Annotated in this window: 12 protein-coding genes; 6 read left to right on the top strand and 6 right to left on the bottom strand. The window is 70.3% G+C overall.

The window, feature by feature from the left end; genetic code table 11:
* Positions 1 to 37: 37 nt before the first annotated feature.
* The 4 genes from LN251_RS04675 (at position 38) to LN251_RS04660 (ending at position 3913) form a co-directional block, all read left to right on the top strand.
* Positions 38 to 982: an RluA family pseudouridine synthase gene (locus LN251_RS04675; protein WP_058925852.1), complete on the top strand. Its 945-nt coding sequence runs from the start codon at positions 38 to 40 to the stop codon at positions 980 to 982.
* Positions 979 to 1452 carry a GNAT family N-acetyltransferase gene (locus LN251_RS04670; protein ID WP_458243213.1) on the top strand — a complete coding sequence of 158 codons (474 nt, stop codon included), beginning with the start codon at positions 979 to 981 and terminating at the stop codon, positions 1450 to 1452. The genes LN251_RS04675 and LN251_RS04670 overlap by 4 nt, the downstream gene beginning before the upstream one ends.
* Positions 1453 to 1537: 85 nt before the next feature.
* Positions 1538 to 3124 carry a Na+/H+ antiporter gene (locus LN251_RS04665; protein ID WP_458243212.1) on the top strand — a complete coding sequence of 529 codons (1587 nt, stop codon included), beginning with the start codon at positions 1538 to 1540 and terminating at the stop codon, positions 3122 to 3124.
* Between the two features lie 48 nt (positions 3125 to 3172).
* Positions 3173 to 3913 (top strand): SDR family NAD(P)-dependent oxidoreductase, encoded by a 741-nt coding sequence (locus tag LN251_RS04660; protein WP_404158445.1) that lies wholly within the window; start codon positions 3173 to 3175, stop codon positions 3911 to 3913.
* A 26-nt stretch (positions 3914 to 3939) separates the two neighbouring features.
* On the opposite strand, the gene LN251_RS04655 is transcribed toward LN251_RS04660, so the two are convergent.
* Positions 3940 to 5043: a mechanosensitive ion channel family protein gene (locus LN251_RS04655; protein ID WP_458243211.1), complete on the bottom strand. Its 1104-nt coding sequence runs from the start codon at positions 5041 to 5043 to the stop codon at positions 3940 to 3942.
* 107 nt (positions 5044 to 5150) lie between these two features.
* Between LN251_RS04655 and LN251_RS04650 the strand changes: the two genes are divergently transcribed.
* Positions 5151 to 5720: a dienelactone hydrolase family protein gene (locus tag LN251_RS04650; protein WP_249834773.1), complete on the top strand. Its 570-nt coding sequence runs from the start codon at positions 5151 to 5153 to the stop codon at positions 5718 to 5720.
* A 9-nt stretch (positions 5721 to 5729) separates the two neighbouring features.
* On the opposite strand, the gene LN251_RS04645 is transcribed toward LN251_RS04650, so the two are convergent.
* The 5 genes from LN251_RS04645 to LN251_RS04625 all read right to left on the bottom strand — a co-directional run bounded on the left by LN251_RS04645 (position 5730) and on the right by LN251_RS04625 (position 10945).
* Complete coding sequence (locus LN251_RS04645) at positions 5730 to 6080, bottom strand: hypothetical protein (protein WP_458243210.1); 351 nt, start codon at positions 6078 to 6080, stop codon at positions 5730 to 5732.
* Between the two features lie 103 nt (positions 6081 to 6183).
* Positions 6184 to 7854: an alkaline phosphatase D family protein gene (locus tag LN251_RS04640; protein WP_458243209.1), complete on the bottom strand. Its 1671-nt coding sequence runs from the start codon at positions 7852 to 7854 to the stop codon at positions 6184 to 6186.
* A gap of 92 nt (positions 7855 to 7946) precedes the next feature.
* Complete coding sequence (locus LN251_RS04635; protein ID WP_458243208.1) at positions 7947 to 8759, bottom strand: thioredoxin domain-containing protein; 813 nt, start codon at positions 8757 to 8759, stop codon at positions 7947 to 7949.
* Positions 8760 to 8859: 100 nt separating this feature from the next.
* The gene (locus tag LN251_RS04630) at positions 8860 to 9552 is read right to left on the bottom strand and encodes a hypothetical protein (RefSeq protein WP_458243207.1); all 693 of its coding nucleotides are present in this window, start codon (positions 9550 to 9552) and stop codon (positions 8860 to 8862) included.
* A gap of 67 nt (positions 9553 to 9619) precedes the next feature.
* The gene (locus LN251_RS04625) at positions 9620 to 10945 is read right to left on the bottom strand and encodes a DUF2252 domain-containing protein (RefSeq protein WP_458243206.1); all 1326 of its coding nucleotides are present in this window, start codon (positions 10943 to 10945) and stop codon (positions 9620 to 9622) included.
* 205 nt (positions 10946 to 11150) lie between these two features.
* Between LN251_RS04625 and dnaE the strand changes: the two genes are divergently transcribed.
* The gene (gene dnaE, locus LN251_RS04620) at positions 11151 to 14690 is read left to right on the top strand and encodes a DNA polymerase III subunit alpha (RefSeq protein WP_458243205.1); all 3540 of its coding nucleotides are present in this window, start codon (positions 11151 to 11153) and stop codon (positions 14688 to 14690) included.
* The last annotated feature ends 56 nt before the right edge of the window (positions 14691 to 14746 follow it).

Genomic DNA, 14746 nt, shown 5'->3' with positions numbered 1-14746 from the left:
GGTCGGGGCGGCCGGCGGTGTCCGGCATACTCGACGGGTGAGCACGATTCCCGAGATCCGAACCCTGCCCGTGCCCGACGGCCTGGAGGGCGAGCGCGTCGACGCCGCCATCTCCCGCATGTTCGGCTTCTCCCGCACCAAGGCGGCCGAGCTCGCCGCGGCGGGAAAGGTCATGGTCGACGGATCGGTGGTCGGGAAGTCGGAGCGGGTGCACGGCGGCGCCTGGCTCGAGGTCGAGATGCCGCAGGCGCCCGCGCCCGTGCAGGTCGTCGCGGAGCCCGTCGAGGGCATGGAGATCGTGCACGACGACGACGACGTGGTGGTGATCGTCAAGCCGGTGGGCGTGGCCGCGCACCCGTCGCCGGGCTGGACCGGGCCGACGGTCATCGGGGGCCTCGCCGCGGCCGGCTACCGCATCTCCACATCCGGCGCCGCCGAGCGCCAGGGCATCGTGCACCGCCTCGACGTCGGCACCTCCGGTCTGATGGTCGTCGCCAAGTCCGAGTACGCGTACACCTCGCTCAAGCGCCAGTTCAAGGAACGCACGGTCGACAAGCGTTACCACACGCTCGTGCAGGGCCACCCGGACCCGACCAGCGGCACCATCGACGCGCCCATCGGCCGCCACCCCCAGCACGACTACAAGTGGGCGGTCACAGCCGAGGGCAAGCCCTCCGTGACCCACTACGACCTCATCGAGGCGTTCCGCTCCGCCTCCCTGCTCGACGTGAAGCTGGAGACCGGCCGCACCCACCAGATCCGGGTCCACATGGCCGCCCACCGCCACCCCTGCGTCGGCGACCTCACCTACGGCGCCGACCCGACCCTGGCGAAGCGGCTGCACCTGACGCGGCAGTGGCTGCACGCCGTCCGGCTCGGCTTCGAGCACCCCGGCGACGGACAGTGGGTGGAGTTCTCCAGCGACTACCCGGCCGACCTGCAGAAGGCGCTGGACCAGGTCCGCGAGGAGACCTACGGATGAGCGGCACGCCCGCGTACGCGGTGCGCGTCGCCGAGGACCCCGCCGACCTGGAGGCCTGCTTCGCCGTCCGCAAGGAGGTCTTCGTCGGCGAGCAGGGCGTGCCCGAGGACATCGAGTACGACGCGTACGACGCCGTGGCCGTACACGTGCTGGCCGTGCGGGAGGACGGGTTCACGCTCGGCACCGGGCGGCTGCTGCACGGGGAGGCGGCCGCGGCCAAGGTCGGCGGCGACCTGTCCGTGGGGTCGCTGGGGCGGCTCGCGGTCGCCCGGGAGGCGCGCGGCCTGGGAATCGGCGTCGCGCTGGTCCGGGCCATCGAGGACGCGGCCCGCGCGCGGGGGCTGACGGCCGTGGACCTGCACGCGCAGACGCACGCCCTGGGGTTCTACGAGCGCCTCGGGTACGAGGCGTACGGGCCGGAGTACCTGGAGGCGGGCATCGCGCACCGGGCGATGCGGCGCGCTCTGTAGCAGGGGGCCGAAAGCGCAGGTCGGGTCGGCGTCGTGGCAGGCTGGAGGTCTGCCCGTCGGACGTCGATCTTCCGGAGCGCTGACCGTGGATCAGTTGGCCCTGCTGTTCGTGCTGTTGCTCGGGGCCGTGCTGAGCGTGCCGGTGGGGGACCGGTTCGGGCTGCCCGCGCCGGTCCTGATGACCCTGCTCGGGATCGTCCTCGCCGTCGCCGACTTCGTGCCCGACGTCAATGTCCCGCCGGATCTGATCCTGCCCCTGCTGCTGCCCCCGTTGCTGTACGCGGCCGTGCGGCGGACCTCGTGGCGGCAGTTCGCGGCGAACATCCGGCCGATCTTCCTGCTGGCGGTGGCGCTGGTCTTCGTCACCACCGTGTGCGTGGCCGCGGTCGCGCACGCCGTCGTGCCGGGGCTGCCCGTCGCCGCCGCCGTCGCCCTGGGCGCCCTGGTCGCGCCGCCCGACCCGGTCGCCGCCACGGCGGTCGCGGGCCAGCTCGGGCTGCCGCGCCGGCTGGTGTCCATCCTGGAGGGCGAGGGCCTGTTCAACGACGTGACGGCGATCGTGCTGTACCACGTGGCGGTGGCCGCCGCCGTCAGCGGGGAGTTCCACGCGGGGCGGGCCGCGCTCGACCTCGTGCTGTCCGCCGTGGTCGCGGTCGCGGTGGGCGTGGCCCTGGGCTGGGGCGCCAACCGGCTCCTCGACCTGCTGGGCGACGCGACCCTGCAGGTCGGCCTGACGCTGCTGGTGCCGTACGCCTCGTACGTCCTGGCCGAGGAGATGCACGGCTCCGGCGTGCTCGCCGTGCTGACCACCGCGCTGTTCCTCGCCGAGTACGCCACCGACCCCGACGACGTGATGACACGGCTCGCCGGGCACACCTTCTGGGACATCGTCGACACGCTCGTCACGGGCGTCGCCTTCGGGCTGATCGGCCTGGAGCTGCACAACGCCATCCGGACGGCGTCCGGGCGGTGGGGCGAGCTACTGGCCTGGTCGGCGTTGATCCTCGGCGTGGTCGTCCTGGTCCGCCTGGTGTACCTGCTGCCTGCGACCTGGCTGACCCAGCGGCTGCACGCCAAGCGGGACCACGACGAGGACATCCCGGCGGGCTGGCGGGAGACCGTCGTCATGTGGTGGTCCGGCATGCGGGGCGTGGCCTCGGTCGCCCTGGCCCTGGCGATCCCGCTGAAGACGGACGACGGGTCGGCCTTCCCCGACCGGGACGAGATCATCTTCATCGCCTTCGGCGTGATCATGGGCACGCTGGTGCTGCAGGGGCTGACCCTGCCCTGGCTCGTGAAGAAGCTCGGCGTGCAGTCCGACACCGAGCGCGAGAAGAAGTTCGAGCGGGAGCTCGCCGTGCGGGCGGCCAAGGCGGCCAAGCGGCGGCTGCGGGAGATCGAGGAGGTCGAGGAGCTGCCGGAGGAGCTGTCCGAGCAGATGCTGCGGCGGGCCTTCGAGATCGGCGTGCGGATCAGCCCGGACCTGGGGGAGGAGGAGCGGCGCGAGGCGCACGAGATGCGGGTGCGCCGGCTGAAGCGGATGCGGCGGATCCAGGGCGAGCTGCTGAGCGCCGCCCGGCACGAGGTGCTGGCGGCGCGGAACGAGCCGGGCGCCGATCCGGAGGTCGTGGACCGGGTGCTGCGCCATCTCGACGTACGCAGCCTGCGGTGAGCGCAATGCGGTTGCGGGACGGGGGCGTCCCGTGCCTAGGGTCGGATCATGGCTCGCAACGTGGTGATCAGCGGTGGCGGTACGGGAATCGGGCTCGCGGCGGCCCGGCTCTTCGCGGCGGACGGTGACCGGGTCCTGCTGCTCGGACGGCGCGAGGAGGTGCTGAAGCGGGCCGACGTGCCCGGCGCCTCGACGTACGCCGCCGATCTCGGCGACCCGGCCGCCGTGCGCGGTGTCGCGGACTTCGTGGCGCGGGAGTTCGGGACGGTGGACGTCCTGGTCCACGGTGCCGGGGGCAACGGACAGCTGGAGCCGCCGGCCGAGAGCGCGGATCCGCTCGACGGGGTCGCCCACGCCTGGACCGTCAACTTCCGCATCAACACCCTGACCGCCGTGCTCCTGACCGAGGCCCTCAAGGACCGGCTCGCCTCTCCCGGCGGACGGGTGCTGTTCGTCAGCTCCATCGCCGCCTACCGGGGATCGGGCAGCGGGGCGTACGCAGGCGCCAAGGCGGCGCTGCATCCGTACGCCCATGATCTGGCGCGGGAGCTGGGGCCGCGCGGGATCACCGCGAACGTGGTGGCGCCGGGGTACATCGAGGACACCGAGTTCTTCGGGCCGCGGATCGACCCGGCCCGGCGCGAGCGGCTCGTCGCCGAGACCTCGAACGGGCGCGCCGGCACCCCCGGCGACGTCGCCGCGACCCTGCACTGGCTCGCGTCACCGGGGGCCGGACATGTGACCTCGCAGATCCTCCAGGTCAACGGGGGCGCCGAGCGCGGGCACTGAGCGGCGCCCCCGTGCGCCGCGCGGCCTCAGCCGCGCCCCGTGCGCGGGGTCTCGAAGGCGCGATGGCGGTGGCCGTCCTGGTGCGGCAGCAGACCCGGCGGCAGCACCGCCTCCGCCGTGTTGACGCGGGGCAGGGCGTGCGGGTGGCGTTCGTTCAGCCAGCGGACCATCTGCTCGCGGACCGTGACCCGCACCGTCCAGATGTCGTCCGCGTCCTTGGCCGTCACCAGGGCGCGGACCTGGATGGTGTTCGGCGTCGAGTCGGTGACCGTGAGGCCGTAGTCGCGTCCGTCCCAGGCGGGGCACTGGCGCAGGATGTCGCGGAGTTTGTCGCGCATCTCCTCGACCGGCGCCGAGTGGTCCAGGTGCCAGTAGACGATGCCGGTCATCTGCGGGGTGCCGCGCGACCAGTTCTCGAACGGCTTCGAGGTGAAGTACGACACGGGCATGGTGATCCGCCGCTCGTCCCAGGTCCGCACGGTCAGGAAGGTCAGCGTGATCTCCTCGACGGTGCCCCACTCGCCGTCTACCACGACCGTGTCGCCCAGGCGCACCATGTCGCCGAAGGCGATCTGCAGCCCGGCGAACATGTTGCTCAGCGTCGACTGGGCGGCGACACCGGCGACGATGCCGAGGATGCCGGCCGAGGCCAGCAGGGAGGCACCGGCCGCGCGCATCGCGGGGAACGTCAGCAGCATCGCGGCCACGGCCACCACACCGACGATCGCGGTGACCACCCGCATGATCAGCGACACCTGGGTGCGCACCCGGCGGACCCGGGCGGCGTCGTGGTGGGCACGGGCGTAGCGGGTGTACGAGGTCTCGACGATCGCCGCGGCGATCCGGATCACCAGCCAGGCAGCGGCCCCGATGAGGACCAGGGTCAGGAACTGGCCGACGGCCACCCGGTGCTCCCGCGTCAGCCGGGCCTGGTCGTAGGAGCCTCTGAGCAGGGCGGCGCACAGCACGAGCTGGTAGGGGAACCTGCCGCGCCGCAGCAGTCCCCACAGTTGTGTCTCGCTGTCACGTTCGTCGGCCTTGCGCAGCAGCAGGTCGGTGGCCCAGCCGATGAGCAGCGTGAGCAGGACCGACCCGCCGATCACGATCAGAGGGCGGAGTACGTTCTCCATGCCTGCGAACCTAACCGGCCTCGCGGGGTCATGAACATGTGACTTCCGGCGGTAAACGGGTACGGCCGCCGGACGGCGCCGGTTCTCCCGGCTGGCACCATGGCCTCATGAACATCATGCTCTTTCACTCGACCTACGGCCTCAGGCCCGCGGTGCGCGAGGCCGCGGACCGGTTGCGCGGCGCCGGACACGAGGTGTGGACCCCGGACCTCTTCGACGGGCGCACGTTCGAGACGGTCGAGGAGGGCATGGCCCACAAGGACGAGATCGGCAAGGACGAGCTGCTGAAGCGGGCGGTGCTGGCCGCCGCGCCCTACTCGGAGCGGGGCCTGGTGTACGCGGGCTTCTCGCTGGGCGCCTCGATCGCGCAGACCCTCGCGCTCGGCGACGACAAGGCCCGCGGCCTGCTGCTCCTGCACGGCACGTCGGACATCGCGCCGAACGCCGCGGTGGACGAGCTGCCGGTCCAGCTGCACGTGGCCGAGCCGGATCCGTTCGAGACGGACGACTGGCTGAGCGCCTGGTACCTGCAGATGGGCAGGGCGGGCGCGGACGTGGAGATCTACCGGTACGCGGGCGCCGGTCACCTCTACACCGATCCCGGGCTGCCGGACTGGGACGAGGAGGCCGCCGAGGCCACCTGGCGGGTGGCACTCGGCTTCCTCGAAACGCTCTAGCCGGCGGTCTCAGCCCGGGAAGCACTCCTTGGGGTTGTGCACCAGCGACTCGAAGTGCCCGGACCACACCCAGGTCTGCGGCTTGGAGTTGTAGAGCCGGAACCAGAGTGCCCCCGAGGGGGTCTTGGTGGTCGAGCACTGGATCCGCAGGGTCGTCTTGAACGGCTCCGTGCGGAACCTGGTCGACGAGGACGTGGGCTTGGCGTAGAGGGGCGCGCCGTGGATGTCCAGCACCGTCAGGTTCACGTACGCCGGTGCCGCCGAGGCTTCCTGAGCCTGGGCGGTGGCGGTGATCCCGGCGAGGGCCAGGGCGGCGCCGAGCACCGCGGTCTTCCTCAGGACACTCTGGGGGGTGGCCATGTGACTCCAATCTCTACGGAACTGACGGGCCACCAGCTCGGCGGCCCGCCAGTTTGTTCGATGGAATCAAGATCCGCTCGGTTGCTCCGGGCGCCGGATTTTCTTACACCGGGTCGTAGGTCCGCTCGACCTTCTGCGTGCCGGAGCGGGTGCGGTAGGAACGCACCCAGGTCGAGGTCGCGTTCCTGTCCGTGCGGTCGGACAGGACGTAGTAGTCCATCTGCGCGCGGTCGGCGGTGATGTCCAGGACGCCGTAGCCGTGGCGGTCGGTGTCCACCCAGTGGACGTGCCGGTTGGCGGCCCTGATGACCGGCGCTGCGATGGCGGAGACGGTGCCCTCGGGGACCTTCACGATGTCGTCGAGGTTGTCGGAGGTCACCGAGGTGACGACGAACTCCGTGGCGGCCGAGGCCGACAGCGGGTAGGTGCCGGCGTCCACCGGCACGTCGTTGGCCCACGCCATGTGGATGTCTCCGGTGAGAAAGACGGTGTTGCGGATGGCGTTGGACCGCAGATGGGCGAGGAGTTCGCGGCGGTCGTCGGTGTAGCCGTCCCACTGGTCGGTGTTGACGGCGAGGCCCTCCTGGGGCAGGCCGAGCAGCTTGGCGATCGGCTTGAGCAGGTCCGCGGAGAGCGAGCCGACGACGAACGGCGCGATCATCACCGAGTTGCCGACCAGCCGCCAGGTGGTGTCGGACGCCTTCAGCCCGGCCTTCAGCCAGTCGAGTTGGGCGCGGCCCGTGATCGTGCGGTCCGGGTCGTCCACCGAGCCGGAGCCGGAGGACGCCTGCTGCGAGCGGAAGGAGCGCAGGTCCAGCAGCGACAGGTCGGCGAGCTTGCCGAAGCGCAGCCTGCGGTAGGTGGTGCCGGCGATCGCCGGGCGGACCGGCATCCACTCGAAGTAGGCCTGCTTGGCGGCTGCCTTGCGGTCGGTCCAGGTGCCCTCGGCACCCTCGGTGTGGTTGACCGCGCCGCCGGACCAGGCGTTGTCGGCGAACTCGTGGTCGTCCCAGATCGCGACGACCGGCGCCTTCAGGTGCAGGGCCTGCAGGTCCGGGTCGGTCTTGTACTTGCCGTGCCGGGTGCGGTAGTCGGCGAGCGTGAGGATCTCGTTGGCCGGCGCGTGCGGGCGGACGACCGTGCCGCGGGCCGCGTACTCGCCGGACTTGTACTCGTAGATGTAGTCGCCGAGATGCAGCCAGGCGTCGAGGTCGCCCCGGTCCGCGAGATGGCGGTACGAGGCGAAGTAACCGCCCTCCCAGTTGGCGCAGGAGACCACGCCGAAGCGCAGGGAGGTCACGGCAGCGTCCGCCGCCGGCGCGGTGCGGGTGCGCGCCACCGGGGAGTCCGTGCCGCCGGCCGAGAAGCGGAAGTAGTAGTCGGTGGCCGGGCGCAGACCTCGTATGTCCGCCTTGACGGTGTGGTCGGAGGCGGCGGTCGCCGTGACGGAGCCCTTGGCGACGATGTTCGTCAGCGCCCGGTCCGTGGCGACGACCCAGCCGACCTCGGTGTCCGGGCCGAGCCCGGAGCCGGGCGTCGCCTCGGCGGTGGGCGTGACGCGGGTCCACAGCAGGACGCCGTCGGGCAGCGGGTCGCCGGAGGCGACGCCGTGCAGGAACTGCGGGGTCTCGGCGGCGGCCCGGGCGGGCAGGGCGGCGGCGAGCGGGCCGGCCAGGACAGCGGTCGCCGCCGCGGCCTTGACGACCGTGCGGCGGCGGGGCGAGAGCGAGTTGAGGGGCTGGGACGCCTCGGAGGTTCTGTATCGACTGGTCACGGGCGATCAGGTTACTGATCGGTACGCGCGAGAGCGGGCGAACTCCGAAAGTTCGCCCGCTCTTCACGCGGAGGTGAGATTCCCCGTGGGGGTCAGCCCTTGAGGGCCGCGCCGACCGCCTGGTTGAACGAGGCGACCGTCCACCCCTGGTTGGGGTCGGAACTCGTGAGCTGCTTGCCGTTCATGACGAAGCCCGGCGTGCCGGTCACGCCGTCCTTGTTGTTGTCGAAGGTCTTCGACATGGCCACCGCCCAGGCGTCGTAGGTGCCCTTCTTGACCGCGTTCTGGAACTGGGTGTTGTTCTTCAGCGCGGGAACGGTGTTCGCGATCTTGATGAGGTAGCTGTCGTCCTTGAACTTGTCGGTGGTCTCGTCCGGGTGCCACTTCGCCGAGTACATCGCGGACTTGTACTGGAGGAACGCCTCGTCGCTGACGTTCAACGCGGCGCCCAGGGCGCTCAGCGCGTTCTTGGAGCCCTGGCCGTTGTCCTTGTTGTCGATGAAGGTGGCGCCGATGTACTGGATCTTGTACTTGCCGCCGTCGACGTCCTTCTTCACGGTCGGACCGACGGTCTGCTCGAAGGAGGCGCAGATCGGGCAGCGCGGGTCCTCGTAGACCTTGAGGGTCTTGGCGTTCGACTTGCCGATGACCACGGTGGTGCCCTTGGTGCCCGTGGTGTGGGCCGGAGCGACGACCTTGGCGTCCTTCAGGCCCTCCCAGTAGCTGGGCTTGTTGGCCTGGACGACGGCGTAGCCTATGCCGCCGGCCGCCGCCAGCACGGCGACGATCGAGCAGGCCACGATGACCTGCCGCTTGACCTTGGCCCTCTTGGCCTGGCGCTCGCGCTCGACCCGCAGCCGCTCTCGGGCCGCCGTCTTCGCCGTCTGGCTGTTCCGCTTGCTCATGTTCGTCTACTCCATGTGGGACGCGCACACGTCGTACGCGGGATACGTGTGGGGGACTGATCGTGCTCAGGGGGTCGCTCGGGCGACCGGGACGGATCGCTCAGACCAGAGCGACCGAGCACGGCGGTCCACGCCGTCCCAGGGAGTGCGCGAGAAGCCGGTCGCGGACGACGACGGCGGGCGGGCGGGGGCGCCGGATGCGCCGCACCGCAGAGGCGGGCCGGACGGCCACCGCGGCGACGGCCAGCAGAAGCGGACGGAACGTCGTCGCGGCGACCGCGCGCACCAGCTGGGTCAGCGCCCGCTCGCCGCGGCGCAGCCAGGCGGCCGCGAGGAGGCCGACGCCGACGTGCGCGCCGAGCAGCAGCCAGGCGGTCGCCGGGTCGGCGTGGGCGAGCAGGGCCGCCAGGCGGTCGGTGCCGGTGTCGGTCACTCGGGCCAGCGGGGTGCCGACCTGGGTGCTGCTGCCGCACAGCAGGTCCCAGCCGACGGAGCGCAGGGGGCCGGCGACGGGGCCGCCCGCGCGGCCGTAGCAGACGTGCTGGCCGGTGGTGAAGACGGTGTCGGCGGCCAGCTCCAGCGGGATCAGCAGGCCGGCGATCCGCGCGAAGCCGCGCTCGCGGCTGGCCAGGGCGTAGGCGGCCGCGAACACGGCGGCGGCGACCGCGGCCACCGTGTTCACGGGCAGCGGGACCTGCGACAGCAGCACGTGCGACGCGGAGCTGAGCGTCACGACGAGTGCCGTGAACAGCGCCGCGCGTACGGCTCTGAGCTGGATCCCGGATATGTCCATAGCGGGGAGAGTGTTTCACGTGCCGCGGTAAGGGACCCCTAAAGGTTCCCTGTGAGCGGCCGGTCGGTTACAGACCCGGAATCCGTCCGTTGCGGAAGAGGTCGACGAAGATCTGGTGGTCGGCACGCGCGCGTGCGCCGTAGTCGTGCGCGAAGTCGACCAGGAGGTCCGCGAAGCCCGCCTCGTCGGCGGCGATCGCCGCGTCGATGGCCCGCTCCGTGGAGAACGGCACCAGGGACTCGCCGGAGGTGTCGTCGGCCGCCGCGTGCATGGTGGCGGTCGCACGGCCGAGGTCGGCGACGACGGCCGCGATCTCCTCCGGGTCGTCGATGTCGCCCCAGTACAGGTCGACCGCGTACGGCGAGACCTCGGCGACCAGCTGCCCCGCGCCGTCCAGCTCGGTCCAGCCCAGCCACGGGTCGGCGTGCGCCTGCAGGGCGCGCTGCGAGATCACCGTGCGGTGGCCCTCGTGCATGAAGTAGTCCCGGATCGCCGGGTCGGTGATGTGCCGGGAGACGGCCGGGGTCTGCGCCTGCTTGATGTAGATCACCACGTCGTTCTCCAGGGCGTCGCTGTGCCCCTCGAGAAGGATGTTGTACGACGGCAGACCGGCCGAGCCGATGCCGATTCCCCGGCGCCCGACCACGTCCTTGACGCGGTAGGAGTCCGGGCGGGCCAGCGAGGAGTCCGGCAGCGTCTCCAGGTAGCCGTCGAAGGCCGCGAGGACCTTGTAGCGGGTGGCCGCGTCCAGCTCGATGGAACCGCCGCCCGGGGCGAAACGGCGCTCGAAGTCGCGGATCTCCGTCATGGAGTCCAGCAGCTCGAAGCGGGTCAGCGAGCGGGCGGCGCGCAGCGCGCCCAGCAGCGGCCCCTCGGCGGTGTCCAGCGTGAAGGGCGGCACCTCGTCCCGCTTGGCGCCGGTCGCGAGCGCGTGGACGCGCTCGCGGTACGCGCCCGCGTACACCCGCACCAGCTCGGTGATCTGGTCGTCGCTGAGGGCCTTCGCGTACCCGATCAGCGCCACGGAGGCGGAGAAGCGCTTCAGGTCCCAGGTGAAGGGCCCGACGTAGGCCTCGTCGAAGTCGTTGACGTTGAAGACCAGGCGGCCGTTGGAGTCCATGTACGTGCCGAAGTTCTCCGCGTGCAGATCGCCGTGGATCCACACCCGCGAGGTGCGCTCGTCCAGGTACGGGCCGCCCCGCTTCTCGGCGTCCAGGTCGTGGTAGAAGAGGCACGCCGTGCCGCGGTAGAACGCGAACGCGGACGCCGCCATCTTGCGGAACTTCACGCGGAACGCGGCCGGGTCGGCGGCCAGGAGCTGGCCGAAGGCGGTGTCGAAGACGGCGAGGATCTCGTCGCCGCGCTGCTCGTCGTTGAGCTGGGGTACCGACATCGCGAGGTGCCTCCTGGTGCATGGATGTGTACGACAGCGTTTCTGTCGTCTCCAACGGTCGAGGGCGCGCGGAAGTGCCCGCGGCCCCCGCTGTGAAGGTACGCGGGGGAGCCCCTCGAGTGTCAGTGCCGAGGCATAGACTTCGACGCTGACCCCGGAACTGTCCCCGCGCCCGTCACCGACTGTTTTCCATGGAGGCCACACCGTGTCAAAGCCGCCGTTCACGCACCTGCACGTCCACACCCAGTACTCGCTGCTGGACGGTGCCGCGCGGCTCAAGGACATGTTCAACGCCTGCAACGAGATGGGCATGACGCACATCGCCATGTCCGACCACGGCAACCTCCACGGGGCGTACGACTTCTTCCATTCCGCGAAGAGTGCCGGGGTCACCCCGATCATCGGCATCGAGGCCTATGTCGCCCCGGAGTCCCGGCGCAACAAGCGCAAGATCCAGTGGGGCCAGCCGCACCAGAAGCGGGACGACGTGTCCGGTTCCGGTGGTTACACCCACAAGACCATGTGGGCGGTGAACGCGACGGGTCTGCACAACCTCTTCCGCCTCTCTTCGGACGCCTACGCCGAGGGCTGGCTGCAGAAGTGGCCCCGCATGGACAAGGAGACCATCTCGCAGTGGTCCGAGGGGATCGTCGCCTCCACCGGCTGCCCCTCCGGCGAGGTGCAGACCCGCCTCAGGCTCGGCCAGTTCGACGAGGCCCTCAAGGCGGCCGCCGACTACCAGGACATCTTCGGCAAGGACCGCTACTTCCTGGAGCTGATGGACCACGGCATCGACATCGAGCACCGGGTCCGTGACGGTCTGCTGGACATCGGCAAGAAGCTCGGCATCCCCCCGCTGGTCACCAACGACTCGCACTACACGTACGCGCACGAGGCGACCGCCCACGACGCCCTGCTGTGCATCCAGACCGGCAAGAACCTCTCCGACCCCGACCGCTTCAAGTTCGACGGCACCGGCTACTACCTGAAGTCCACGGACGAGATGTACGCCATCGACTCCTCGGACGCCTGGCAGGAGGGCTGCCGCAACACCCTCCTGATCGCCGAGATGGTCGACACCGCCGGCATGTTCGAGGCCAAGAACCTCATGCCGAAGTTCGACATCCCCGAGGGCTACACCGAGGTCACCTGGTTCAAGGAGGAGGTCCGCCGCGGCATGGAGCGCCGCTTCCCCGGCGGCATCCCCGAGGACCGCCAGAAGCAGGCCGACTACGAGATGGACGTCATCATCTCGATGGGCTTCCCCGGCTACTTCCTCGTCGTCGCCGACTTCATCATGTGGGCCAAGAACAACGGCATCGCGGTCGGCCCCGGCCGAGGCTCCGCGGCCGGCTCGATCGTCGCCTACGCCATGGGCATCACCGACCTCGACCCCATCCCGCACGGCCTGATCTTCGAGCGCTTCCTCAACCCCGAGCGCATCTCCATGCCCGACGTCGACATCGACTTCGACGAGCGTCGGCGCGTCGAGGTCATCCGGTACGTGACCGAGAAGTACGGCGCCGACAAGGTCGCCATGATCGGCACCTACGGCAAGATCAAGGCCAAGAACGCGATCAAGGACTCCGCGCGCGTGCTGGGCTACCCGTACGCGATGGGCGACCGCATCACCAAGGCCATGCCCGCCGACGTCCTCGGCAAGGGCATCGACCTCAACGGCATCACCGACCCCTCGCACCCCCGCTACTCGGAGGCGGGCGAGGTCCGGGCGATGTACGAGAACGAACCGGACGTGAAGAAGGTCATCGACACCGCCAAGGGTGTCGAGGGCCTGGTCCGGCAGATGGGCGTGCACGCCGCCGGCGTGATCATGTCCAGCGAGACCATCACCGAGCACGTGCCGGTCTGGGTCAGGCACACCGACGGCGTGACCATCACGCAGTGGGACTACCCGAGCTGCGAGTCGCTCGGCCTGCTGAAGATGGACTTCCTCGGCCTGCGCAACCTGACGATCATGGACGACGCCGTCAAGATGGTGAAGTCCAACAAGGGCATCGACCTGGAGCTGCTGAGCCTCCCGCTGGACGACCCCACGACCTTCGAACTGCTCCAGCGGGGCGAGACCCTCGGCGTCTTCCAGTTCGACGGCGGTCCCATGCGCTCGCTGCTGCGCCTGATGAAGCCGGACAACTTCGAAGACATCTCCGCCGTCTCCGCGCTCTACCGTCCCGGCCCGATGGGCATGGACTCGCACACCAACTACGCCCTGCGCAAGAACAAGCTCCAGGAGATCACCCCGATCCACCCCGAGCTGGAGGAGCCGCTCAGGGAGGTCCTGGACGTCACCTACGGCCTGATCGTCTACCAGGAGCAGGTGCAGAAGGCCGCCCAGATCATCGCCGGCTACTCGCTCGGCGAGGCCGACATCCTCCGCCGCGTCATGGGCAAGAAGAAGCCCGACGAACTGGCGAAGAACTTCACCATCTTCCAGGCCGGCGCCCAGAAGAACGGCTACAGCGACGAGGCCATCCAGGCGCTGTGGGACGTGCTGGTGCCCTTCGCCGGCTACGCCTTCAACAAGGCCCACTCGGCCGCGTACGGCCTGGTGTCGTACTGGACCGCCTACCTGAAGGCCAACCACCCCGCCGAGTACATGGCCGCCCTGCTGACCTCCGTCAAGGACGACAAGGACAAGTCGGCGATCTACCTCAACGAGTGCCGCCGCATGGGCATCAGGGTGCTCCCGCCGAACGTCAACGAGTCGGTGCACAACTTCGCCGCGCAGGGCGACGACGTGATCCTCTTCGGCCTGGAGGCCGTCCGCAACGTCGGCACGAACGTCGTCGAGTCGATCATCAAGTCCCGCAAGGCCAAGGGGAAGTACGCCTCCTTCCCCGACTACCTCGACAAGGTCGACGCCACCGCCTGCAACAAGCGCACCACCGAGTCGCTGATCAAGGCCGGCGCCTTCGACACCCTCGGCCACACCCGCAAGGGACTCACGGCCCAGTACGAGCCGATGATCGACAACGTGGTCGCGGTCAAGCGCAAGGAGGCCGAGGGCCAGTTCGACCTCTTCGGCGGGATGGGCGAGGAGGAGACCAGCGAGCCCGGCTTCGGCCTCGACGTGCAGTTCACCGACGAGGAGTGGGACAAGACCTATCTGCTCGCCCAGGAGCGGGAGATGCTCGGTCTGTACGTCTCCGACCACCCGCTCTTCGGCCTGGAGCACGTCCTGTCCGACAAGGCCGACGCGGGCATCGCCCAGCTCACCGGGGGCGAGCACGCGGACGGCGCGGTCGTCACCATCGGCGGGATCATCTCCGGCCTGCAGCGCAAGATGACCAAGCAGGGCAACGCCTGGGCGATCGCCACCGTCGAGGACCTCGCCGGCTCCATCGAGTGCATGTTCTTCCCGGCGACCTACCAGCTGGTGTCGACCCAACTCGTCGAGGACGCCGTGGTGTTCGTCAAGGGCCGGCTCGACAAGCGCGAGGACGTGCCCCGGCTGGTCGCGATGGAGCTCCAGGTCCCCGACCTGTCCAACGCGGGCACCAACGCGCCCGTGATCCTCACCATCCCGGCCACCCGGGTCACCCCGCCGATGGTCAGCCGCCTCGGCGAGATCCTCACCCACCACAAGGGCGAGAGCGAGGTCCGCATCAAGCTCCAGGGCCCGACGAAGACGACCGTGCTGCGGCTGGACCGGCACCGGGTCAAGCCCGACCCGGCGCTCTTCGGCGACCTCAAGGTGCTGCTCGGCCCGTCCTGCCTGGCCGGCTGATCACGGCATGGACGCGCAAGGGGCGCACCCCGTACGGAGTGCGCCCCTCGACGTGT

The sequence above is a fragment of the Streptomyces sp. MAI_2237 genome, from assembly GCF_054189285.1.
The sequence above is the reverse complement of the archived record's forward strand: the minus strand, read 5'-3'. Positions and strand labels throughout refer to the sequence as shown.